24 protein-coding genes are annotated in these 21,360 nt (G+C 64.9%); 14 read left to right on the plus strand and 10 right to left on the minus strand.

Annotation, left to right across the window (positions count from 1 at the left end):
• Positions 1 to 123: 123 nt before the first annotated feature.
• Entirely contained in the window at positions 124 to 519 is a 396-nt protein-coding gene (locus C446_RS13850) for a nuclear transport factor 2 family protein (RefSeq protein ID WP_006673753.1), read from the plus strand.
• Here C446_RS13850 and C446_RS13855 read toward each other — a convergent pair whose 3' ends face one another.
• On the minus strand, positions 520 to 1,668 hold the full coding sequence (locus tag C446_RS13855) for an MBL fold metallo-hydrolase (protein ID WP_006673754.1): 1,149 nt from the start codon (positions 1,666 to 1,668) through the stop codon (positions 520 to 522).
• A 174-nt stretch (positions 1,669 to 1,842) separates the two neighbouring features.
• Between C446_RS13855 and C446_RS13860 the strand changes: the two genes are divergently transcribed.
• On the plus strand, positions 1,843 to 2,601 hold the full coding sequence (locus C446_RS13860) for a hypothetical protein (protein ID WP_006673755.1): 759 nt from the start codon (positions 1,843 to 1,845) through the stop codon (positions 2,599 to 2,601).
• Positions 2,602 to 3,105: 504 nt separating this feature from the next.
• Positions 3,106 to 3,564 carry a Tfx family DNA-binding protein gene (locus tag C446_RS13870; RefSeq protein WP_049920240.1) on the plus strand — a complete coding sequence of 153 codons (459 nt, stop codon included), beginning with the start codon at positions 3,106 to 3,108 and terminating at the stop codon, positions 3,562 to 3,564.
• 185 nt (positions 3,565 to 3,749) lie between these two features.
• On the opposite strand, the gene ubaA is transcribed toward C446_RS13870, so the two are convergent.
• Positions 3,750 to 4,586, minus strand: coding sequence for an SAMP-activating enzyme E1 (gene ubaA / locus C446_RS13875; protein ID WP_006673758.1), 837 nt, complete (start codon positions 4,584 to 4,586; stop codon positions 3,750 to 3,752).
• Positions 4,587 to 4,801: 215 nt separating this feature from the next.
• Here ubaA and C446_RS13880 point away from each other — a divergent pair, with 215 nt between their 5' ends.
• The 4 genes from C446_RS13880 (at position 4,802) to C446_RS13890 (ending at position 8,619) form a co-directional block, all read left to right on the plus strand.
• On the plus strand, positions 4,802 to 4,987 hold the full coding sequence (locus tag C446_RS13880; protein WP_049920241.1) for an HVO_0416 family zinc finger protein: 186 nt from the start codon (positions 4,802 to 4,804) through the stop codon (positions 4,985 to 4,987).
• Between the two features lie 125 nt (positions 4,988 to 5,112).
• Positions 5,113 to 5,271, plus strand: coding sequence for a DUF7563 family protein (locus C446_RS20830; RefSeq protein ID WP_455349961.1), 159 nt, complete (start codon positions 5,113 to 5,115; stop codon positions 5,269 to 5,271).
• 190 nt (positions 5,272 to 5,461) lie between these two features.
• The gene (locus C446_RS13885) at positions 5,462 to 7,360 is read left to right on the plus strand and encodes a UvrD-helicase domain-containing protein (RefSeq protein WP_006673759.1); all 1,899 of its coding nucleotides are present in this window, start codon (positions 5,462 to 5,464) and stop codon (positions 7,358 to 7,360) included.
• 2 nt (positions 7,361 to 7,362) lie between these two features.
• The gene (locus C446_RS13890; RefSeq protein WP_006673760.1) at positions 7,363 to 8,619 is read left to right on the plus strand and encodes a M24 family metallopeptidase; all 1,257 of its coding nucleotides are present in this window, start codon (positions 7,363 to 7,365) and stop codon (positions 8,617 to 8,619) included.
• 52 nt (positions 8,620 to 8,671) lie between these two features.
• Here C446_RS13890 and C446_RS13895 read toward each other — a convergent pair whose 3' ends face one another.
• A complete protein-coding gene (locus C446_RS13895) occupies positions 8,672 to 8,953 on the minus strand; it encodes a DUF7533 family protein (RefSeq protein WP_006673761.1) in 282 nt (93 codons plus the stop codon).
• 138 nt (positions 8,954 to 9,091) lie between these two features.
• Positions 9,092 to 10,552, minus strand: coding sequence for a metallophosphoesterase (locus tag C446_RS13900; RefSeq protein ID WP_006673762.1), 1,461 nt, complete (start codon positions 10,550 to 10,552; stop codon positions 9,092 to 9,094).
• 167 nt (positions 10,553 to 10,719) lie between these two features.
• Between C446_RS13900 and C446_RS13905 the strand changes: the two genes are divergently transcribed.
• Positions 10,720 to 11,325 carry a riboflavin synthase gene (locus tag C446_RS13905; protein WP_006673763.1) on the plus strand — a complete coding sequence of 202 codons (606 nt, stop codon included), beginning with the start codon at positions 10,720 to 10,722 and terminating at the stop codon, positions 11,323 to 11,325.
• Here C446_RS13905 and C446_RS13910 read toward each other — a convergent pair whose 3' ends face one another.
• The 3 genes from C446_RS13910 to C446_RS13920 form a co-directional block, all read right to left on the minus strand.
• Positions 11,326 to 11,676: a hypothetical protein gene (locus tag C446_RS13910; RefSeq protein ID WP_006673764.1), complete on the minus strand. Its 351-nt coding sequence runs from the start codon at positions 11,674 to 11,676 to the stop codon at positions 11,326 to 11,328.
• Positions 11,677 to 11,717: 41 nt separating this feature from the next.
• The gene (locus C446_RS13915; protein WP_006673765.1) at positions 11,718 to 13,502 is read right to left on the minus strand and encodes a hypothetical protein; all 1,785 of its coding nucleotides are present in this window, start codon (positions 13,500 to 13,502) and stop codon (positions 11,718 to 11,720) included.
• Between the two features lie 90 nt (positions 13,503 to 13,592).
• Positions 13,593 to 14,606, minus strand: a complete 1,014-nt coding sequence (locus C446_RS13920; protein WP_006673766.1) for a PrsW family intramembrane metalloprotease — start codon at positions 14,604 to 14,606, stop codon at positions 13,593 to 13,595.
• Between the two features lie 233 nt (positions 14,607 to 14,839).
• Between C446_RS13920 and C446_RS13925 the strand changes: the two genes are divergently transcribed.
• Complete coding sequence (locus C446_RS13925) at positions 14,840 to 16,297, plus strand: DUF402 domain-containing protein (RefSeq protein ID WP_006673767.1); 1,458 nt, start codon at positions 14,840 to 14,842, stop codon at positions 16,295 to 16,297.
• 147 nt (positions 16,298 to 16,444) lie between these two features.
• Here C446_RS13925 and C446_RS13930 read toward each other — a convergent pair whose 3' ends face one another.
• Both C446_RS13930 and C446_RS19380 read right to left on the minus strand, forming a co-directional pair.
• The gene (locus C446_RS13930) at positions 16,445 to 16,906 is read right to left on the minus strand and encodes an NUDIX hydrolase (RefSeq protein WP_394295217.1); all 462 of its coding nucleotides are present in this window, start codon (positions 16,904 to 16,906) and stop codon (positions 16,445 to 16,447) included.
• A 232-nt stretch (positions 16,907 to 17,138) separates the two neighbouring features.
• Positions 17,139 to 17,279, minus strand: coding sequence for a DUF7560 family zinc ribbon protein (locus tag C446_RS19380; RefSeq protein ID WP_006673769.1), 141 nt, complete (start codon positions 17,277 to 17,279; stop codon positions 17,139 to 17,141).
• Positions 17,280 to 17,478: 199 nt separating this feature from the next.
• On the opposite strand from C446_RS19380, the gene C446_RS13935 reads away from it, so the two are divergent.
• From C446_RS13935 to C446_RS13950, 4 genes are all read left to right on the plus strand, one after another.
• Positions 17,479 to 17,709, plus strand: a complete 231-nt coding sequence (locus C446_RS13935; protein WP_006673770.1) for a hypothetical protein — start codon at positions 17,479 to 17,481, stop codon at positions 17,707 to 17,709.
• Between the two features lie 130 nt (positions 17,710 to 17,839).
• Positions 17,840 to 18,739: an acyltransferase gene (locus tag C446_RS13940; RefSeq protein WP_006673771.1), complete on the plus strand. Its 900-nt coding sequence runs from the start codon at positions 17,840 to 17,842 to the stop codon at positions 18,737 to 18,739.
• A 280-nt stretch (positions 18,740 to 19,019) separates the two neighbouring features.
• The gene (locus C446_RS13945) at positions 19,020 to 19,352 is read left to right on the plus strand and encodes a DUF7577 domain-containing protein (RefSeq protein WP_049920248.1); all 333 of its coding nucleotides are present in this window, start codon (positions 19,020 to 19,022) and stop codon (positions 19,350 to 19,352) included.
• Between the two features lie 280 nt (positions 19,353 to 19,632).
• Complete coding sequence (locus tag C446_RS13950) at positions 19,633 to 20,001, plus strand: HalOD1 output domain-containing protein (RefSeq protein WP_049920242.1); 369 nt, start codon at positions 19,633 to 19,635, stop codon at positions 19,999 to 20,001.
• Between the two features lie 94 nt (positions 20,002 to 20,095).
• Here C446_RS13950 and C446_RS13955 read toward each other — a convergent pair whose 3' ends face one another.
• Positions 20,096 to 20,854: a hypothetical protein gene (locus C446_RS13955; RefSeq protein ID WP_006673774.1), complete on the minus strand. Its 759-nt coding sequence runs from the start codon at positions 20,852 to 20,854 to the stop codon at positions 20,096 to 20,098.
• 226 nt (positions 20,855 to 21,080) lie between these two features.
• Here C446_RS13955 and C446_RS13960 point away from each other — a divergent pair, with 226 nt between their 5' ends.
• Positions 21,081 to 21,326 (plus strand): hypothetical protein, encoded by a 246-nt coding sequence (locus C446_RS13960; RefSeq protein ID WP_006673775.1) that lies wholly within the window; start codon positions 21,081 to 21,083, stop codon positions 21,324 to 21,326.
• The last annotated feature ends 34 nt before the right edge of the window (positions 21,327 to 21,360 follow it).

Raw genomic sequence — 21,360 nt, forward strand, 5'->3', positions numbered from 1 at the left:
CATAGCCCGGTGTAAGCGTTCGCTAAAATCGATTGTTGTTCAACTTTTGACTGATATGCCGCAAGAAGGAAGCGACTCGAGCCGGGTACCACCCTTTTGGCGCTGGGGTCGGAACCTCCAACCATGGATTCGGTTGCCCTCGTTCGGCGGTACTACGACGCGCTCGACGATCACGACTACGCCGCACTCGAGGAGATACTCTCGACGGAGTTCTTCCAGCGGCGTCCGGATCGAACCTTCGAGGACCGGGACGCGTTCGTCCGGTTCATGCGCGAAAAGCGACCGAATCCCGAGACGAGCCACGAACTGATCTCGATCGTCGCGAACGGCGGAGCCGAGCACTCCAACGGTGACGGCTCGAGCGACGTGGCCGCTCGAGGGCGCGTACTCGACGGCGGGGTGGGACCCGACGGAGAATCGGCCGTCGACTCCGGACGCGAACTGTTCGAGTTCGCCGACTTCTTCGAACTCGACCTCGAGAACGGACGGATCGTCCGTCTCGAGACCTATTCGCGGTAATCAGGCCGAGCAGTTGTTCGGCCCCAACTCGAGTTCGACCCGCTCTTCGGGTTCGATCTCGAGTGTCCCCAGGTTGTAGTCGATGATCTCTTCGTAGTTGGCCGGCTTCGTTCCGGCGTCGGCCATCCGGTCGACGAACGCCTCGCGCTCGAGGCCGAGCAGATCGATTTCCGTTCGGGCGCTCCGGATCGTCGTCGCGATCGGTTCGCCGGGCGAGCCGTGGGCGAACTCGCCGTCGGACGTGACCGTGACGTGACCCGGCAGAACGGCGACGGATTCGGGTTCTGCGAGAATCGTTCGATGGAGAGTCTCGTAGAGCATCGTCGCGCCCTCCTCGCCCTCGTCGTCGCTGAACTCGAGTTCCGTGCGGCCAGTCGAGTCGGCGTGCAGCGTATCGGCGGTCAGCAGCGCCCGATCGTCGATCAGCAGGGTGATCATGTCGCTGGTGTGGCCGGGCGCGTACAGCACCTTGCACTCGCGGTCGCCGACCGCGAGCACCTCGTTTCGCTCGAGCGGCGTGAACTCGAGTTCGACACCGCGGTCGGCTGCCCGTTCGCCGAGGTAGTAAGGGACCTCGAGGTCGTCGGCGAGGTCGCGGCCGCCGGAGACGTGGTCCGCGTGAACGTGGGTGTCGATCACGCCGACGATCGACAGCCCAGCCTCCTCGGCAGCGATGACGAACTCCGCCGTGTCCGCCGTCGGATCGACGACGACCGCCTCCCCCGTGTGATCGCAGCCGACGACGTAGCCGAGACAGCCCTTCGCGCGACGCTGGATCTGTACGATCGTGAGACCGTCACCGGCGTCGACCGGCGCGTGGTCGTAGACGCCGCTCCAGCCTTTCATTCCGCGGTCGACTGCCTGTACCTCGAACTCGCCCGTCGCGGACTCGAGTTGTGTCGCCAGGTTCCCCGAGGAGATGCCTTTCGCACAGATCGTGACGACGCGGTCGGCGTCGCCGACGGTCTCGCGTAACTGCTCGAGTCGACCGTCGGTCTCGAGGGATTCCTCGGGCCCGAACTGGAAGTGGCTGGCTCCAGGGACGTGCCAGGCCTCGTAGCTGTCCGCCGGTCGCGTATCGACGAGCGCGAAGTCGGCGTCCTCGTCGATTAGTTCCGCGAGTCGCTCGGCGGAAATCGTGGTGACCATAGCCCGAATACGGCAAGCGAACGTAAGTATCGTCCCGTGCAGCCGACGGCATAAATCAGACGAACATGTTACCCGCCATTCTCAGTTGCTCGGAGGAAATCCTGGGTGGCGAGAACTGTATTTCGGGTTCAAGTAAACATCTCACCAACGTATACCTGTAAGAGGTGACCTACGATGTCTACCACAACTCCAAACCGGCTCGAAAGTCGTCTCGGTGGAATTACACTCACCGGCGAGCCCCACGCACTGTCGGCGTGGTTCGTCGTCGCTCTGCGGTTCGTGATGGGCGGAATGATGCTGTTTGCGGGACTGGGGAAGTTCGCGTTCGTGAGCGGCGAGCCGTTCGANCTGTCGGCGTGGTTCGTCGTCGCTCTGCGGTTCGTGATGGGCGGAATGATGCTGTTTGCGGGACTGGGGAAGTTCGCGTTCGTGAGCGGCGAGCCGTTCGACGCCAGCGGCTTCCTGGTCCACGGCGTCGATCCGGTCAGCCCCGTCAGCGGTCTCTACGCTGCTATGGCCGGCAACGCCGCCCTCCTCGAGGTTATCAACGTCGTGGTCCCGGTCACGCAAGTGTTGATCGGCGTCGCGCTGATCGCCGGCGCGTTCGTCCGCCTGGCCGCACTGGGTGGTGCGATCCAGATGATCGCGTTCTACCTCGGNGTGTTGATCGGCGTCGCGCTGATCGCCGGCGCGTTCGTCCGCCTGGCCGCACTGGGTGGTGCGATCCAGATGATCGCGTTCTACCTCGGTGGCTGGGAAGGCCAGTGGCTCGCGCTGTTCGACTCGACGCTGATCTACGCCGTCGTCTTCCTGGCGCTCGGTGCCTTCGCGGCGGGCCGCATCGCCGGCCTCGACCGCTACATCGAGCAACTCGAGGTCGGCGGTCAGACGGTGATCGAGCGGTTCCCCAAGCTCCGATACGTTCTGGGCTAACGCTGTCTCTTATACACATCTCTGAGNGACTCGACGCTGATCTACGCCGTCGTCTTCCTGGCGCTCGGTGCCTTCGCGGCGGGCCGCATCGCCGGCCTCGACCGCTACATCGAGCAACTCGAGGTCGGCGGTCAGACAGTGATCGAGCGGTTCCCCAAGCTCCGGTACCTCCTGGGCTGAGCCCGGGACACTACCGGCACACCACCGACGCACCGTCGCGTCACCGGCCGACCCGGTACCGAACCGCCCTCACACCGCGAGCCGACCGAACACCGCCTTTCTCTCCGCGTTCCTACAGGCGAGCACCGCCGCCCATCGAGCGACCGGTCGGCGACGGACCGGGGAAGCTTTCATCCCGTAGCCCGCAAATACTCGGTATGAACGACCGAGTCCGAGCGGACTCGAGGGGGGTCGACAGCCGAAGCCACGGTCGTACTCGAGCCTGCGACCGATTTCGGTCCGGGCTCCGTCGGGGTTCCGGTCCGGTAGCACGAGGTGACTGCCGTGCTCGATGAGGTCGACGAACTGCTCGACGATATCGGGTTCGAGCCCGACTCGAGCGTTCTCACCTACCGGCAGGCCCAGGTACTCGCGTTGCGTGAACGAGACATTTCTCAGGCCGATATCGCGGCGGAGCTTGGCACGTCACGGGCGAACGTCTCCTCGATCGAAGCCAGCGCCCGCGAGAACCTCGAGAAAGCGCGCGAGACGGTCGCGTTCGCGGAGGCGCTTCGTGCACCGGTCCGGGTTCGCGTTCCCGAGGGGACCGACCTCTACGACGTGCCGAACCAGGTCTACGAAGCCTGCGACGAGGCCGGCGTCAAGGTCGATTACACTGCACCCGATCTGATGAAAGCCGTCAGCGACGCGGCCGGCTCCGCGATCACGGGCCGAGAAGTGTCGACGCCGTTGATCGTCGGCGTGACGTCGGACGGGATGGTCCGGGTTCGCCATCAGGAGTAGTCGAGGAACGGTCCGCTGCCCGCTCTCCGACCCGGTGTAGCCGATCCCGTGTCGTCGGGTCCGGGCCGAGGAGATGGCCATGCGGCCCTGAACGAATTATGGCTATTATTTAGCATGTTTCGGTGTGCGGTCCCGACCCGGCCGTCGGTTCGGACGATGACTGCAAACGGCACGATCCCGTGGCGTTAATCCGCCGAAATTTCACAACTCCCTTCGTAGCTGACGTCCCTGACCGACTCGATCTCGGGATTCTCCCCACAGACTGGACAGGCAGGATTCGACACGATATCGACCGTCTCGAAACTCATGTCCATCGCATCGTACATGAGAAGACGACCCTCGAGGGAGTCGCCTTTTCCGAGGAGGTACTTGACGACCTCGGTAGCCTGAATGCAGCCGACGGTGCCGGGAAGTACGCCGAGGACGCCGGTCGTCGCACAGTCGGGGACGGTTCCCGGTTCGGGTGCCTCGGGGAAGATACAGCGATAACACGGCGGGTCGTCCTCGCCGGTACGTTCGTTCGTGAACATCGTTACCTGGCCCTCGAAGCGGTAGATCGCACCGTGTGACAGCGGCGTCTCGGTGAGCACGCAGTGGTCGTTGAGCAGGTACCGGGTAGCGAAGTTGTCGCTGGCGTCTAGGACAACGTCGTAGTCGGCCACGAGGTCGCCGACGTTGTCGGGTGTGAGCCGCATCTCGTGGGTCTCGACATCGACGTCGGGGTTCAACGCGTCCACGTAGTCCGCCGCGCTCTCGACTTTCGGTCGGTCGATGTCGGCGTCCCCGTGGACGATTTGCCGCTGTAGGTTCGACCGTTCGACGACATCGTCGTCGACGATTCCCAGTCGGCCGACGCCAGCCGCCGCGAGGTACTGGATCGCCGGCGACCCCAGCCCGCCCGCCCCCACGACCAGTACCGACCCCTCGAGCAGCCGTTTTTGCCCTTCGGGGCCGACCTCGTCCATGATCACGTGTCTCGAGTAGCGGTCGAGTTGTGTCGCGTCGAGGCTGAGATCAGTCATAGACGTACGTTCGAGCGAGACCGGGAAAAACTCGAGGGTCGGGCCTCGCCGACTACCCCAGAGTCGAGCACCGTGGCATCCGCCTCGTCCCACCTGAGCCGGCGTCTCCGTTCGATTCGAGTCCAGACGGATTCGATCGATTACCTGTCGAAAACGCTGCGGAAGGATATACGGCCACCCAATGATTTAATACCTTGGTGGTCGATGACACACCTATGGGTACCTCACCCAACGACGCCGGTGACGACGTTTTCGATCAGTTCCTCACTGACCGCGGTCACACGGTCGAACGAGTAGGGTGGGAACAGGAGTATAACAAAAAGCAGTGTCCGGAGTGTGGCGGGATTCACGAGCGGTCGGCGAACTCCTGTACAGTTTGTGGTTGGGAGCCGACGGTGTAGGCGACCGTCGATCCCCGTTTCGGTTCTTCTCGTCTCGTCCCGATCAGCGGTAGCCCTCCAATTTCCAGCCTAGTCATCCGACATAACTATAGTGTATTAATTCCAAACAGTAGTGCTGAGGAGATATGCCGGAATGCCAGAACTGCGGCTCGTTCGTAACCGAAGCGTATGCGCGGGTGTTCACGCCACGAGGCGTCGACGATCCGCGCGTCTGTCCCGACTGTCAGGATAAGATTCGGGACGGAGCCGACGTTCGAACCGCCCGCTCACCCCGAAACCCCTGATGCGGATTGCTGTACCGATGTCCCGGTGCAACCGTTCGGCTCGCGGTTGCAGGGGAACTGACTTACAGTAAACCGTATGAAGCCGTCGAACCGCCCGCTAACGCTGACGCCCCGAACTACCCGTCAACGGTCCGTTTTCGTCGTCGAAAACCCACGTGACTTATGAGTATCGCGCTCTTGAATAGCTACAATGGCTACCACGGAGACGAAGGTGACCCGGCTGTTCGGTGGTCCGGGAAGCGGGAAGACGACCGCACTGTTGGACCACGTCGAAGAAATCCTCGAACAGGACGGCGTCACGTTCCGGGATATCCTCGTCGTCTCGTACACGCGAGCGGCAGCCCAGGAGGTTCGCGAACGACTCGCAGACCGGCTCGGCGAGAGCCCCCGTGCGCTGCAGGGCAACGTCTGTACGATGCACGCCAAGGCGTACGATCTGCTGGACCTCTCCCGCAGCGACGTCATCGGCGAAACCGAGAAAGAGGAGTTCTGCGAACAGTTCGGCCTCGAGTTCGAGGACGAGTACAGCGGTGCCGGTCGTCGTACGGCACGGTCGACCACCATCGGGAACAAGATCATCGCGACGAGCCAGTGGCTCCAGCGGACCAGCCGCGATGTCGCCGACTGGTACGACGTTCCGTTCCAGTGGGACGAAGAGGAAGTCCGGCTGCCACCGGAGATCGACCCCAACGCACAGGAAGGCAACAAGTACACCCCGACCTGGCCCAGTGACGACGACCGGATCGACGTCCCCGAAGCCATCCGCGCCTGGCGCTCCTACAAGGGCGAGGAGGGCAAGATCGGCTTCGCGGACATGCTAGAGCGGGTCAAACAGCGGTCCCTGCTCCCGAGCGTCGACTACCTGGTGATCGACGAGTTCCAGGACATTACCACGCTCCAGTACGACGTCTACGACGAGTGGAAACCCCACATGGAGCAGGTGCTGATCGCCGGCGACGACGACCAGGTCGTCTACTCCTGGCAGGGGGCCGATCCCGCGCTCTTGCTCGAGGAGGCCGTCGACGAGGACATCATTCTGCCGAACTCCTACCGTCTGCCGTCGAACGTCCTCAATGCGGTCAACAAGGAGATTCGCCACATCGAGAAACGCCAGGACAAGGACCTCAAGCCGCGCAAGGAAGGCGGGGCGGTCGAGGCCCGCGCGAACGCCTCGATGCTCGACGTCGTTCGGATGGTCCGGCGAACGCTGGTCGAGGACCCCGACGGGACGGTCATGGTCCTGTTCCGGGCCCGTTACCAGATGTTCCAGTTCATCGACGAGTTCATCACCGAAGGAATTCCATTCACGTCGCTGACCGACCAGCGGATGTGGACCGACCGGCTGACCCAGTACGTCCGGGCGATCGAGGCCATCGACGCAGGCGAGGACGTTACCGGCCTGCAGGCCCGACGGCTCGCCGACATGCTCCAGGAGTCGGCGTTCGGGACCGAAGAGCGCGACGACCTCTTCGACACGATCGACGAACGCCAGGAGGAAGCCGGCATCGACGACCTGCAGGAGCTGCTGATCCCCGCCGAGATCGTCGAGGATCACGTCCCGTTCATGCCCGACTCGGCCTCGGCGGCCGACATGGTACGAAAGGTGACTAACTTCCAGAAAAAGAGCATCCGGTCGTACTTCAGCATCGGCGAGTACGTCGGGATGGAAACCGATCGCGTCCGGGTCGGCACGATCCACTCCGCGAAGGGTCGTGAGGCCGACCACGTCATCGTCGGCACCGACCTGACAGAGAAAGTCGTCGAACAGATGGTCGCGACCGTCGACGATCCCGAGGACGTGCCCGGCGTCGAGGAGTTCACCAAGTCGACGTCGCCCGTCCCGGTACTCACGGACAACGAACGCCGCGTCTTCTACGTCGGCATGTCTCGAGCCCGCGAACGACTCGTTCTCCTCGAGAACCTGGTCGACGGTGCCCCGACGTTGCCGATCGACGTTCTGCTGGAGGGACACCTCACCGACTCGACCCTCGAGGAACTGGTCGCGGAGGCCCAAGAGCCGTTGCCAGGGGACGGCGACGACGACAGTGAGGACGCCGACGAACTCGAGGCCGGCGCGGAAGCGACGTAACCGTGAGTGGGGGCGAGAGCAACGGCGGAACCGAAAGTGACGGTGAGAGAGTGGATGAGAAGGGGCAAACCCCCCGATCGGACGCCGGTTCTACGGGGGATTTCGAGGTCGGGAGTGGGAGTGGGATCGAGGCCAAGACCGAGACCGAGACCGAACCCGAACCCGAACCCGAACCCGAACCCGAACCCGAACCCGAACCCGAAACGACCGAGACTCACAGTACGCTCGAATCCACCCTCGAGGATGCGCTCGCCGCCCGCGAGGCGGCGGCGTTCGTCCACGCCGGCACCGCTCGAGACCCGGGCATTCGGTATCTCCTGTCGGAGGCCGCCGGTGGCCCGTTCGCGGTCGCCTACGACGGCGACGAGTGGCTAGTTCGGGCGAGCGATCGATCCGGGCACGCTGCGGATCGGCTCGCCGACACACTGGACGACGCGGGCAGAGTACTGACTCCGGCCCGGATTCCCCACGACGCCGCGCTCTACCTCGAGAGCGAGGGGTTCGACCTCGCGTCGTCGGACGTACTCGAGCGCGCCCGAGCGACCAAGGCCAGCGCGGAGCGCGACCGGATCGAACGAGCCCAGCGAACTGCTCGAGCAGGCATTTATAGGGGCGTCGAGCGACTCGCGGAAGCGTCGGTCGCGGACGGTCGGCTCGTCGGTGACGGTGCGAACGAAACAGTCACGCTGACGGCTGAGCGACTCCGGATCGCGGTCGACACGGGAATCATCGCCGCCGGCGGCTTCCCCGCGGGAAACACCGAGATCACCGCACCCGGGGACGACCTCCGGCCGGGTGAGCCGATCGCGATCTCGGTCGCTCCGCACGGGCCAGACGGCTACTACGGCGGTCTCGCGCGAACCGTCGTCGTCGACGGCGACGGCGGCCGGGAGCGACGGACCCACGTCGCGCTCACGCAGGCGCTCAAGTCGAACCGGGCGATGCTCTCGTCCGGCCCGGAATCCGTCGCGGCCGTCGAAGGGGACCTCGAGGCCGAGATCCGGGCGTTCGGCGAGGACGACGCGATCGAGACGCGAGTCGCCGGCGTCGGTCTCGAGCCGGTAGAACGACCCCTCGAGCCGGGAACGGAGATCGAGCCGGGTGCGGTCGTCCGGATCGACGCAACCGTGGCGGTCGGCGACGCCAGGCTCCGGATCGCGGATATACTTACGACGCCGGAAAGGGACGACGAGAGACCGGCAGAGTGGCTCGTCGCGCCGTCACGGTCGCTCGAGCCAGGGAGTCTCCTCGAGTCGTAGACCTCTACTTCCACTTCCCGCCACCCACCTCGAGACGGGACCCAGAAGCCGCTTACGACCGGGAGTCGTCGTTTTTCGCGTTCGTCGTTCCGTCGTCGGCCGACTCGCCGTCGCCGAGCACTGCAGTACCGAGCCGTCGCGCGACGATCCCTGGCGCGTCGCCGGGCGTCGTCAGCCGCTGCTGGACGACCACGAGTCCGCCGGCAAGGCCGAGTAAAACCGAACCCGGGAGGAGCCGCCCACGGAGGAACAGCAACTCGAGGCCCGCAAGCGCCGCGGGGATCGCGAGGACGAGGACGCTCGCGAGCTTGATCGTGTCGAGAAAGCCTGCCATCTGCCGTCGGCTACTCGGGGAGTGGACAAAAGCGCAGCGACACGTGTCCCGAGCGACAGGTCCGATCCGATTCGACCAGTTCTCCGTCGAGCACTCGAGCGCCGAATCGACCCCGGTCCGGCAACCAAGACGAGTGCGTCAGTCGGCGGCCTCTATCGTCGAGGGCTGCTCCGCAGTCGCGGAGTCGACGACCGTGCGGTCAGGCAGGTCCGGCTCGGGTTCCCGGCCGACGGTAAAGAAGCGCTCGGTTCGGGTGAGCTCCTCCGTCGCCGGGCTCGGCTTCGTGAACTGTTCGAACTCGACGGCGACGGCATCCCGATCCCCGTCTCCGCTCGACGCGGGCGCGATCCGAACCGCCGCCAACTGGTAGGACGGGTAGAACACCGGCGGCAGGATGCCGATGATACCGTCTCGCCGGTGGAGTCGTTTGAGCCAGGTCCCGCTGTTGACCATGATCCCACCCTCGAGATCGCGGATCGTCGGTCGGTGGGTGTGGCCGTAACAGAAGATCGTCGTCTCCGGGTTCTCGTCGAAGACCTGCTGTGCGGCCTCCTCGTAGGGGCCTTCCGGATCGACGGTCAGTTCCGTCTCGAAGACGCCGAATCGGTCGACCGTTTTCCGGATATCCCGGCGAATGAAATACAGCGGGACGCCGACGAGAGCGAGCAGCCCGGCGACGGTCACGTTGAGCGCGAGGAAGAACCAGGCGGCGGTTCCGGCGGGACCGAACTGGGAGAGAAACGCCTCCGTGCGATCGACCGGCATCTCCCAGATGCTGAGTAGATCCAGGCCAGTCAGCACCGCAAGGAGGAGACTGATGTTGAACAAGAGGAGAAACGGGATCAGCGAGTACCGGATGAGCGGGTTCATCTCCCGGTAGAAGTACTTCGAGAAGAGCCAGATCGGCATCCGCTCGGTCGGCGTGACCGCCTGAACGTCTTTCAGCCAGTTGTACCGACCGCGATCCGAGAGCTGTCCTGCACGGCTCGTGACGAGAGTGTTGTAGTAGTAGCCAAGCGGCGTCGCGTGGGGGTTGCCCCAGTCCTCGATCCGGTTGTTGTCGTCACGCTGGTGGCCGTGCTCGAAGTGGATCGCCTGCTCTCCGATGGTCCGGGAGATCGACTGCTCCGGGACGAGATCGACGTTGTACTCGTCGAACCGCTCGACGTACTCGTCGTAGGCCGCGAGTTCGTGGTCGTGGTTGCCCGGGATCAGGGTGATCCGGACAGTTTCGCCCGTCGCGCGGAACTGTTCGAACAGCTCCGGGTACGTCTCCTCGAGTACCTCGAACTTCTCGATACCGTCGACCTGGGTAAACTCCCAGAGTCCGAACGCGTCGCCGTTGATGATCAGCTCCGCGTTCTCGTCGGTCGTTTCGAGGCGCTCGAGGAAGGCGAGCAGTTCGTCGAGAAACGGCACCTCCTCGAGTTGCTCGTCGCCGCCGATGTGGAGGTCGCTGATGACGTAGTAGACCGGCTCGTCGGCGTCACCATCACCATCGCCATCGCCATCGCGGCCGGAGTCGGCAGCCGCACCGACCCCGGGCTCGAGGTCGCGGCCAGGGTCGGCGTTCGGGTCGGTGTCCGCATCCGCGTCCATTGAGTCCAAGCTTCGCCCCCACCCAAAAAGGTGTTGTGCTCCGGGTCGGCAGGACAGGGACCGGAGCCGAGCCGGACGCTGGTCGGCGATCGGCCGGACGAGGCGACGCCGGTACCGTCTCGACCCGGAACGGCTTTCCCCCGAGCGTTCCACGTTCACCTACGAGCATGTTCACGGGAATCGTCGAGGAGACCGGCGAGATCGTCGGCCGGGAGCGAACCGAGGACGGGCTCCGTCTCCGGATTGGGGCCGACGAGGTCGCGACCGACCTCGAGCACGGACAGAGTATCAGCGTCAGCGGCGCGTGTCTCACCGTCGAACGGTACGAAGACGGCGATTGGTTCGAACTCTTCCTCGCATCCGAGACCGTCGAACGAACGTACCTCGGCGAACTCGAGGTGGGCGACCGGGTCAACCTCGAGCGGGCGATGCCCGCGGAGGGACGGTTCGACGGCCACGTCGTACAGGGCCACGTCGACGCGGTCGCAACGGTGACGGGCGTCGAGTCCGTCGAGGAGGACTGGTATTTCGAGTTCGAACTTCCCGAGGGGTACGAACGCTACGTCGTCGAGAAGGGGTCGATCACCCTCGACGGGATCAGCCTCACCGTCGCGTCGTTCGATCCCGAGGCGGGAACGGTCACCGTCGCGATCATCCCGACGACCTACGAGCTCACGACGCTATCCGAGAAGGAGCCGGGTGACCCGGTACATCTCGAGGTCGACGTGCTGGCGAAGTACGTCGAGCGGCTGCTCGAAGCGCGGTTCGACTAGTCAGACGCCGGGGACACCGAACGCGCCGATGGAGACGCCGGGAACGACGTTGACCAGGAGGAGGATGACCACCGCGGCGACCCAGGCGACACCGCCGACGATGGCGGCGTCGATCCAGCCGCCGGGATACCGCCAGTTGATCACCCAGATCCAGGCTACCAGCGCGACGAACGGCCCGAGAAGCGGTATCCACGCTGTCAGTGCCCACGCGATCGCGCCGAACAGGGCCGTCCAGACGGCATGCGAGTAATCCTCGGAACCGACGACGACCGACGCACCGAGGTAGATCGCCAGCCCACCGACGAGCAGTGCAACGACGAACGCAACGAGTGACCCGATGACTGAGACCATCGTCGGCGCTAACCGGTCCAGCTACTTACAGGTTCCGTCGATCACGGGGAGTCAGCCTCGAGGAGACTGCGACAACGCTCGAGCAACGATATCTGCCGTTCGAGCAGCGCCGCGATCCGATCGTCTCGACGGGCACGTCCGTTCTCTCGATCGATCACGGACTGGTGGAGCTCACGGAGTTCCGGCAGTTGAGTCGCGAACTCCTCGGCGAGCGTGTCGTCCTGGGACGACGTTCCCGCAGCGTGTGGGAGATCGGTTCCGACAGGGCGACGGGGACGCTCTCGTCCGCGAGCCGTCGTTTCCGAGGAGTCGCCGTCACCGGACGTGGCTGCATCCGTCATCGCCCCGGCGGCGGTCAGGTAGCCCCGTCCTGCCGCGGTCGCGATCCCGAGCGTTCCTTTCTGGATCGCCAGCGCACTCCGGACGCTTGCACGGATGGCGGCACGCTGGGCGGACAGTTGTCGTTCGACTGCGGTCGGGCCGTTCGATCGACTACGAGATCGGCCTCGAGACCGACCGTGATCGGTTCGAGTACCAGCCGTACTCGACGGCTCGTCGATCGACGACGCCTCGTCTTCGGGAATCGCACGTCGCGTCTCGGGTCCGGAAGCGGTGTCCCTGTCCTCGCTCCCCGCTGGCGGTTCCCCGACGATCGTCGCCGGGTCGGTCTCGAGGCCCGTTTCGGTCACGGTCTCCCGCTCGAGTTGGGATGTCGCGACCGAAGCGGCGTCGATGCCGAGGTCGAGCGTCGCCGCCGAGTCCGTGTCGGTGGAGTCGGAGCCGAATTCGGCATCGCTTCCAGTTCCGGCAGCCGAGCCGGTGGACCCTTCCTCCCCCTCGGAGTCCACGACGGATTCGATATCGACGCCGGTCTCGAGTTCCGCCGCGGCGTCGGTCGATCGGGTGTCGGACTCTCGAGCACTGTCCGCCGTGTCCGAGCCGGTGCCGGTCTCGGATGCCGTCCCAGCCTCGCTCCCGCCGAAAGCCGATTGAATGTCGGGTCCAGGATCGATCGCCGCCGCAGCCGGCTCGTCCGCGTCGCGCTCACCGTCGAGACGTTCGCTCTCGGTTCCGCCGACCGCTTCGAGCGAGTCGTCGTCGATGCCGAGCGACAGCTCGTCGGCGAGGTCCGTCTCGTCGGTGTCGTCGGCCCCACTCGAGTGGTAGTCTTCGTCGTCCCTCGCCTCCGGGCTCTCCGCGTCCGGAGCCGGGCCCGGGTCCGCTCGAGTGGAGTGGAGTTTTCCGTCTGTGTCGGTGTCGGTGTCGGTGTCGCTATCGGTGCCAGTGGCAATCGTCTCCCCCGGGCCAGTCACGTCGTCGTCCGACTGCAGTCGTTCCGGCCGCTCCGTCTCGAGGTCCGTTCGGCGTCGCTCGGTCTCTGGACCACCGTTCGGGTCAGTAGCGGCATCGCCGTCAGGTGGCGACGGCTCGCGCGTGGAGTCGGCCGGCTCGCCATCGGGTACCCCGTACTCGTCTCGAGCGACCGGCGCTTCGGCTTCAGTCGACGGCTCCGCGGGAACGTCGCTCGGAGCCACCCCGTCAGCCGGCGGCTCGTCCGATTCGGGTGGTGGCCCCTCGGGGTCCACGATCGGCTCTCCGTCGAGGAGAACCGCATCGGCCGTGATCTCGTCGACGGTACGTGCACGGATCGACACCGTCTCCGACGGTGTCTCCCGCCAGTTCAGCACCGCTTTGATCGAATCGACCACCCCGGGGCGCGGTTCGACGAGGGCCGTCTCACCCGTAACCTCCGTGACGGTACCGATCACCTCGCCGTTGGCGTTCTCGACCCGCTTCTCGAGGTCGGCCTCGGTGAACGTTTGCATGGGTTATCGTGGTCCCCTGCCGTGCAAGGCGGTGGTGCCTGCACCAGCGTGCGGGCCGATTTCGCGCTCGAACCGGCGGTGAGCGTGTGGTTAGCGCCGTGGCGGGTCGAACTCCGTCAGCTCCGACGACGGCGAGTCCGGAACCGCAGCGTCGACCTCGCGGTACCGGCGTCGGTACCGTGCGATCTTTCGGTAGAGGTAGTAGCCGATGACGCCGTTGAACAGGATCACGTAGCTGACGAACGCGGCGTCGGGTCTGAGGCCGGTGAGTTCGGCGACCATCCCTGGAACGATTCCGACGGTCGTGTTGTAGGTAGCGTGGACGAACGCAGCGACGAGCAGTCCCTTGACGACCAGCGGGCCGGCATGTCGCGGGTTGAACTTCGCGAGCCCGAGGTAGTAGCCCGCGATCGCCGAGTAGATGACGTGTCCGGGGCCGACGAGCGCACGAACGGTCGCGATTCCCGTCGCCGCCGTAAACAGCCCGGTTTCGGTACCGACCTGGGCGACCGTCCCGGAGATGTAGATCGCGTTCTCGATCGCGGCAAAGCCCAGCCCGGCGACCGCGCCGTAGACCGCCCCGTCGATGACCGCGTCGAACGAGTCGCTTCGATAGGCGAAAAACCGGACCGCGAGCAGTTTCACGACCTCTTCGACGGGGCCGACGATCAGGTAGAAAAACAACGCCGTCCCGACGAGCGGCACCAGCTGGAACCACGGGCGGAAAAAGGAGTTGACGACTGCCGCGAACGTCGCGAACAGGACCGCCAGCACGAACGTCGCGACGAGCAGGCCCAGGGGTTCGTTCGTCGTGATGTCGGTGTACCAGATGAAAGCCGCAAGCAGCGCCGCAGGAACGACCGAGAGGCCGAAGAAGACGCCGAGAAACGGATCCTCGGCAACGAGTACCGCCGGCTGGACGAGCAACAGGAGCGTGATCGCAAACGCGACCGCGAGAACGATCGAACGCAATCCGTAGGTGAGAGCGCCGTAAACGGCATACGAGAACCGATCGAGCGCCGATCGGGGTTCCCACGTCGACACGTCGTAGAGATCGGTCGAGCCGTCGTCGGCTCGCTCGACCGGGTCGCGCCTGCGTTTCATACCATCACTTGCCGCTCCGTCCCGGTAAGCGTTCGGCGATAGCGCCCAGCGTCAGGCGTCGCTGCCAGTCGTCGAGCGTCGGCGAAACTCGGAATTCACAAAGCCCCGGTGTCCGAACCGGAGCACACGAGCGACGGGCCACACGCCCGCGGTCGGTGTCGCGTCGATACCCGGCAGAAGCCGATCGCGGCGACCGGCCGACGTAGCTACCACGAAACCCCGACTTTCCACACATGAGCCGAACCACTGTACGCGTCCGCGGCATCTACACGACGGCGATCACGAAACGTCTCGAGGAAGCGACGACAGACGAGGAAGGCGACGAGCCCGAACTCGAGGTCGTCCAGGCTTCCGACCCGATCGAGGAGCGGTTCGACGACCCGTTCGACGCCGTCCCGGCCGACGTCCGGATCGAGACGAGCCGCGACAGGCAGGGCGTCGAAGTCTCCGGCGCGCCGGAAGACGTCGACGCGGTACTGGCCCGCCTGGAGTCCGTCGGTATCGACACGTTCCGCTGGGAGGACGATACCCCTCGGGGCGGGGTCTTCGACGCCGAGGTGCTCGAGGCCGGCGGCGGGAGCGGCGCAGTCGTCGACCTGGGCGACGGCCGACGAGGGTATCTCCCGTACGACGACGTCGACGGCTACGTCGGCGAGGGCAACCGCTACCGGGTACAGGTCCGGGAGCCGACGCCACCCTGGGACGACGACGACCCTCGAGTCGGGCCATCCCTCGAAGTCGACGGCGGGCTCTGTACGCTCTCCAGAAATCTGTCGGGCGTCTCGGCGCTCCCGAGCGGCGAGGCAGGCACCGAGCTCGTGGGCATGACCGACCTGCTTTCGGCGTCGATCCCAGAGGGGTGGGGCCTGCGCTGGAAACGGGCGGCGACCGACGCCAACCTCGAGGCGATGGAGGCTGCGATCGAACGGGCCGTCGGTCGCGCCGACGATCTCGCGTCGGCGATCGCCGACGCGCCCGACGAGCCGGGCGAACCCACACGTCTCGCCACGCCACGCCGGACCGCGTGGTGCTGGTTCGGCCGTGAGTCGCGGGTCGCACTGGACGGGGACCGTCGTGCGGTCGAGACGACGATGCCGGGCCACCACCGAATCAAGGCCGCCGATCGAGCCGCGAGCGCGGCCGTCGACTTCGCGGAAGCAGTCTGTGACTCGTCCGACGGTGACGACGAGTTCCCGTTCGACGCCGTCTCCCGCCAGTTCGGTCCGACGATGGGTGACCGCCTCGAGATCGGCCACGGGAAACCAGACGGCCGTCGTATCTCGCTTGGCTACGGCGAGGTCACCGCGTGGGACGGCGACGGATCGATCACCCTCGAGCGATCGATACACGGCGGCGGCAGTTACGACGCCCTGGGAACGCCCAAAGAGAAAGGGGACGTAGCGGTAACGAAGTTCCGAGAGGGTCGGTGGTGGTATCCGACGACCTACAAGAGCGCGGACGGCGACTCGAAAGGCACCTACGTCAACGTCTGCACTCCAGTGGAACTCTTCCCCGACGCGGTGCGGTACGTCGATCTCTACGTCGACGTCATCAAGACGCCGGACGGGACTGTCGAAATCGTCGACGCCGACGAACTCGAGGGCGCGGTCGCGGACGGGCTGGTTTCAGCGGAGCTAGCGGAGAAGGCCCGAAGCGTGGCCGACGCAGTCGAGCGCGCACTCTCGAAGTAGCCGGCTTCTGTGAGAGCGGACGGCGCGTCTCGTCGTCGATTCGGGCGACGGGCGGTGACGACTGGCGGCGACTGGCGGCGACGGGCCGTGACGACTGGCGATGAAGAACCACGAAAGCGACCAAACCGCGTGACGATCAACAGCGGTTCAGTCCGACGCCGTCGCCACGCCGCTGCTTCCGTCGATCGGCAGAAGGTGCAGGTAGTCGTCGAGATCGAGGGCGAACTCGCGGCCGACCGGCGGCTCCACCCAGTACAGATCGAACTCCGACCCGTGTTCGTCTCCGCCGTCGGTCACGGTATGAGTCCAGCAGTCCCGGGGCTCGTGGACCGTCGCGTGGAAGAAGTGACGCACGTACCGCTTCGGAGGGGACTCCCGGCGCGTCCAGACGTCGGTCGTCAGGCGTTGGGTCGCGTTGAGGGTTCCGAGGCCGCTCTCCTCCATCACTTCCCTGAACAGCGCCTCTCGTGGGGACTCACCGGGTTCGAGGGTTCCTTTCGGAATCTGGAGGCCGTCGTGGCCTGGTCCCTCGAACACGAGCAACTCACCGGTAGCGCGGGTGATGTACGCACACGCTTTGGGGACGTACTCGATATCGATATCAGTCACGATGAGTGTTACCACGCGACAGTACTTGAGTGGTTCTACAAGGGAATCAAAGGACTCTAGGGGCAGTTCAATTCGGTGTCCCAAGGTAAAATTCGACGGCGCTGGCAGCAGTTTGACCGTCGTAGCTCGTATTGCTGTCCAGATAGTGGTGATTCGATTTCCAGTCCGGGTCGTCGAAACGCTGTAATCGTGGAACCGGGAACCGGGAACCCGCGGATCGAGCCTGGCAGTACTACGCGGTCGCCTTCCCGCCTTCGACTGTAGCCCCGCAGACGGGACAGCCGTGGCGCAACGTCGCTTCGAGCATCGCCTCGGTCACGGGAATCGCTCGACCGCAGTCGGAACAGGTGAACTCGTGTTCGTGGGGCGTCATAGTGGGGTACCTCCTACCTAGAACGTAGGCGGCTATCGGCAAAGGGAGGCGACCCAGATATAGAGGGGCTTATATACAGTCGTCCGCTCGGCCACGCTCGAGGCGTCGAGAGGCGGGGTTCGGTGAGTCGACTGGTCTCGTTGGGACGACGGGGCGAGTGGAGTCGAACCTTCTTTACCGACCCCCGAAAAGTACCCGTATGGTCGATGATCGTGGCCGCGATCCGGCCCGACTCCTGCTCGCGATCGTGGTGGGCGTCGTCGTCGCCCTGCCGATCGCGGTCACCCAACTCGAGGTCAGCCCACATCACGTTACCACCGGGACGGTGGTCGTGACCGCGTTGCTACTGCTCGGTGCCCTTGCACTGCCAGCGCTCATCGTCGCGGAGTGGGACGCCGCTGGACCGAACGATCGAAACCGATCACCGTGACTGCACTACACTTCCAGTCCCAGTCCCACTCCCAGTCCCACAGGTGGCAACTCCCGGCTCACCGCCCGAGAGCCGGCGAAGCGGACGGACAACCGAACCCCTATCAACTCCGCGGGCAATATCTCGGGATATGACAAAGCGGGACGTCTCGCTTCCGGAGCAAGCGGAGGCGGGGATGCGCGAGTTCATCGACGAGGTCGACCGCCGGCTCTCGAGCGACGAGGACACCTGCTCGGTCGTCGAGGACGTGCTGATCGATCTCTCGGGCGACCGCGAGGCCTACGAACGGTGGCAAAACGGGGCGTCGGTATCGGCCGCCGAACGCGTGCGATTACAGAGCTACGACCCCTGTAACACGACCCTCGAGAGCGAGTATTACGCGGAGAAAGACGAAGAACGGTTCCGCCAGTCGAAACACCTGCAGTGGCTCTGGCGGCAGTTCGACAGTCTGCCGATCGCGGACAACGTCGAGTTCGCGCTACGATTCCGGCGGATGCTCGCGGACCACCTCTTCGAGGAGTGTGGCGACGACTGCCGGTTCTTCAAGGGTATCTCGTTTACTTACGGTCACAACATCACGGTGGGGGACAACACGGTGATCCACGACGACGTTCACTTAGACGACCGCGGGAAGCTCACCATCGGCGATCGCGTCTCGATCTCCGACGGGGTTCACGTCTACAGCCACGACCACGACGTCGTCGATCAGACCGACGTGCGCAACTACCACACGATAATCGAAGACGACGTTCGCCTCACCTACGACTCAATGGTGCGTGCGGGCAACGAGGTCGGCGAGAACGCCATCGTCGGTGCCCGTGGCGTCGTCCAGCACGACGTTCCGGCCCACCACATCGCGGTCGGCATGCCTGCAAAGAGCGTCAAAATCAAGCCCGGCTGGGAGGACGTCGCAACCCCCGTGGACGAAGCGGGCGTCAACCGACAGGAACGACGCCGCATCGAGTACGACCTTCCCGACGACCTCGACCCCTTCGACGAGTTCCAGCGAGACCTCCAACCGCCCGAGTAACAGCCTTCGTCCACGCTCGCATCCTCAATTTCGCCGCGTCCCTTCGTCCGTCGTACCCCAGTGAACCCCCAGTGAACCGCCTCGGGGGCAAGTGGTTCGAGACGGCTTCGGCGTCTCGTCATCACGGAAGACACGTCTTCCGTACGACCCCCAGCCACTCGGCCTGCTCCGCCTGTAGAACTGAACGGGTCTTCGTCACGACGACCGTTCAGCCACAGTGACAGTCCGTCCGCGGTGATGCGGGGAATATCCAAGTACGTTGAGAACGTATGCCATGCTGATGGAGCTCTGGGGCTGGCTCATCGGCTATCTGTTGCTGTTTGCCCTCTTGCACCTGATACTGTACTACGTCTACGTGCGCCGCGACGACGGCAACAGTAACGGCGACGGCACGGGGTCTCCGTCCTTCGCCGACCCGAACCGCGCGAGTTCTCCCTCCTCACCGGGTCCAGACGGCTACCCGAACTCGCGGGAGTACGACGACCGCGATCCTCCCGACGACGAGCGTGATCTCGAGGGAGAGACGATCAGGTGCCCACACTGCGGTGCGCGCAACGCCGCGGACCAGACGTACACGTACTGCTGGCACTGCGTTTCGACGCTCCGTCGGTAACGCTCCCTCAGTTGTGTATCCTGTTCTGTCCGCACTTGGCATCCGATCGACGCCACCACCAACGGGGATGGACAGCTATCGTAGCCACTGCAAGTCAATGCGCACTGATCGCCAGACGGATCGGCGGTCAGTGTGTAAATCGTTGCAGTCGGCACTGTATTCCTCGACAGCATACAAATGAAAAAGACAGTCACTACTACTTACCGAATCCAACTACTGTTGTAGATATCGAGGAGAAAGTTTTTATTAATCAAGTATGGAGTAGTGGTAGCGAACGATCATGCACAAGCGCTCATCCCCATCTCCCAAGACAGGTCGCCCGTCCGCTCCCTACCGCGTCGTTCACGACCCTGACGGACCGGCGACGCTCAGCACGACAGTTGTTCACGCGCTGGCCGACTGCATGGGGGTCGATCCGACGGACGGACGCATCACTCTCTACGATATCGTCGATCCGGACGCCCTCGACTCGCTCTTTCGGCCGCAGTACGACGGCACGCCTCGAGCCGGTGGTCGAGTCTCGTTCGTCGTCGACGATTATCGGGTGACGATCGACGGCGGGAGAGAAGTCGTGATCGAACCGCCGACGAACGGTCCGGCTGCAAGTACCGGCCATCGGTCGACCCCTACGCGGACTGACCGTCGCTGATCGGGAACGCACACTTCTCCCCGTCACGAGCGCTCGACCAGTCGATGCTCCTGCCCGCATCGGCCTGGTAATCAGTCGGCGTCGCAGCGATCCGTCACCGATCCAGCTCGTCGGCGAGTCGCTCGAGGTGGTCGATCCCGACGACGGCAACGACATCGCCCGCGTCGCGTCGGAGTTGCTCGAGTCGATCGATCATACACTCCTCGCGGGTGTCGTCCCTGTATGCGAGCGCGCTCTGGTCGCCGTCAGCATCGATACCGCCCAGAAGCGCGTGGACGCCCGCGACGTGTGATCGCTCGTGAGAGGCCTGGCGCTCCGGCGGGTCGTCGTGGGTACAGTCGTACTCGATCGGCTCGTGATCGTCGTGGGCGATCGTCATCGACGTCGCGTTCGTCAGGGTCGCAGCCACCCGGCAAGTGACGGCCTCCCGCGACGCCGCGCCGACACTCGAGACGACCCGGCGGGCCGTCCGTGCCGACGCCCGGTCGGCGACCAGCCGCGTCAGCACCCGTCGGAGGAACGACCAGTTCGGCGCGTCGATGCCGACGATGTTGGCGTCCGGTGCCGCGCGGATCGCCGCGCTCATTTCGCCGCCGAACCGCGGCGGGTGCGTGTCGGCGTCACGGGCGTAGGCTTCGTATAACGGGGTCGCGGCGGGCGGTAACTCGAGTGCGACCGTTTCGGGACCGGGATCGACGGCCTCGAGCACGCGCTCGACGCGGCCGACGCTTGCGGGGTGGTCGTGGACGACCCCGAGGAGGAGCAGGTCACCGTCCGCGCCGGGGAGCCGGCGGCAAAACCGGTCGGTAACACGAGGGTCGTCGATCGAAGCGGGGAACTCGCGCGAGTCCATTGATCGCCTGGTAATACGTGACTACCGGTATAACCCTTCCGTTGTGAGCAGGTAGAACGTGATTACCGAGCGTGCGACCGGAGCGGTAAACCGAGAGCAACGGGCTCGTCGTTTTGCGGTCGTGTAACACATCAGTATGGCCGTACAACGGTTTCGGTCGTTTATGAGGGACGAATCCTATCGGCCGGTACCGCTCCGCGGGCACTCGGGGCGGAGCCACCCTGCCATGACCCGGAAACGGCTCACGAAAGACGACGAAGGGAAACGGGTTCTAAACAACGATGGGACCGAGATCGGCCGACTCGTCGAGGTCAATAACGGGCGGGGGTACGTCGACTCCGATCCCGGCATCACGGGGACGATCAAGGCCAAATTGGGGTGGGGAGACGCCGACGAGGGGGCACATCCCCTCGACGAGGGCAGTGTCGAACGCATCACCGACGACGCGATCTACCTCCGCGGGATGCTCTGATGCGTGGGGAGCCGCCGGCCGATCTCGGTCGTCG

Origin of the sequence: Halobiforma nitratireducens JCM 10879, assembly GCF_000337895.1 — an archaeon.
In the GTDB taxonomy this organism is placed as follows: domain Archaea; phylum Halobacteriota; class Halobacteria; order Halobacteriales; family Natrialbaceae; genus Natronobacterium; species Natronobacterium nitratireducens.

What these genes read in the sequence shown, in the direction of transcription:
- C446_RS13850 (WP_006673753.1), top strand. Translation starts at nt 124, where the DNA reads ATGGATTCGGTTGCCCTCGTTCGGCGGTACTACGACGCGCTCGACGAT.
- C446_RS13855 (WP_006673754.1), bottom strand. Translation starts at nt 1,668, where the DNA reads ATGGTCACCACGATTTCCGCCGAGCGACTCGCGGAACTAATCGACGAG.
- ubaA (WP_006673758.1), bottom strand. Translation starts at nt 4,586, where the DNA reads ATGACTGATCTCAGCCTCGACGCGACACAACTCGACCGCTACTCGAGA.
- C446_RS13880 (WP_049920241.1), top strand. Translation starts at nt 4,802, where the DNA reads ATGGGTACCTCACCCAACGACGCCGGTGACGACGTTTTCGATCAGTTC.
- C446_RS20830 (WP_455349961.1), top strand. Translation starts at nt 5,113, where the DNA reads ATGCCGGAATGCCAGAACTGCGGCTCGTTCGTAACCGAAGCGTATGCG.
- C446_RS13885 (WP_006673759.1), top strand. Translation starts at nt 5,462, where the DNA reads ATGGCTACCACGGAGACGAAGGTGACCCGGCTGTTCGGTGGTCCGGGA.
- C446_RS13895 (WP_006673761.1), bottom strand. Translation starts at nt 8,953, where the DNA reads ATGGCAGGCTTTCTCGACACGATCAAGCTCGCGAGCGTCCTCGTCCTC.
- C446_RS13900 (WP_006673762.1), bottom strand. Translation starts at nt 10,552, where the DNA reads ATGGACGCGGATGCGGACACCGACCCGAACGCCGACCCTGGCCGCGAC.
- C446_RS13905 (WP_006673763.1), top strand. Translation starts at nt 10,720, where the DNA reads ATGTTCACGGGAATCGTCGAGGAGACCGGCGAGATCGTCGGCCGGGAG.
- C446_RS13910 (WP_006673764.1), bottom strand. Translation starts at nt 11,676, where the DNA reads ATGGTCTCAGTCATCGGGTCACTCGTTGCGTTCGTCGTTGCACTGCTC.
- C446_RS13915 (WP_006673765.1), bottom strand. Translation starts at nt 13,502, where the DNA reads ATGCAAACGTTCACCGAGGCCGACCTCGAGAAGCGGGTCGAGAACGCC.
- C446_RS13920 (WP_006673766.1), bottom strand. Translation starts at nt 14,606, where the DNA reads ATGAAACGCAGGCGCGACCCGGTCGAGCGAGCCGACGACGGCTCGACC.
- C446_RS13925 (WP_006673767.1), top strand. Translation starts at nt 14,840, where the DNA reads ATGAGCCGAACCACTGTACGCGTCCGCGGCATCTACACGACGGCGATC.
- C446_RS19380 (WP_006673769.1), bottom strand. Translation starts at nt 17,279, where the DNA reads ATGACGCCCCACGAACACGAGTTCACCTGTTCCGACTGCGGTCGAGCG.
- C446_RS13935 (WP_006673770.1), top strand. Translation starts at nt 17,479, where the DNA reads ATGGTCGATGATCGTGGCCGCGATCCGGCCCGACTCCTGCTCGCGATC.
- C446_RS13940 (WP_006673771.1), top strand. Translation starts at nt 17,840, where the DNA reads ATGACAAAGCGGGACGTCTCGCTTCCGGAGCAAGCGGAGGCGGGGATG.
- C446_RS13945 (WP_049920248.1), top strand. Translation starts at nt 19,020, where the DNA reads ATGGAGCTCTGGGGCTGGCTCATCGGCTATCTGTTGCTGTTTGCCCTC.
- C446_RS13950 (WP_049920242.1), top strand. Translation starts at nt 19,633, where the DNA reads ATGCACAAGCGCTCATCCCCATCTCCCAAGACAGGTCGCCCGTCCGCT.
- C446_RS13955 (WP_006673774.1), bottom strand. Translation starts at nt 20,854, where the DNA reads ATGGACTCGCGCGAGTTCCCCGCTTCGATCGACGACCCTCGTGTTACC.
- C446_RS13960 (WP_006673775.1), top strand. Translation starts at nt 21,081, where the DNA reads ATGACCCGGAAACGGCTCACGAAAGACGACGAAGGGAAACGGGTTCTA.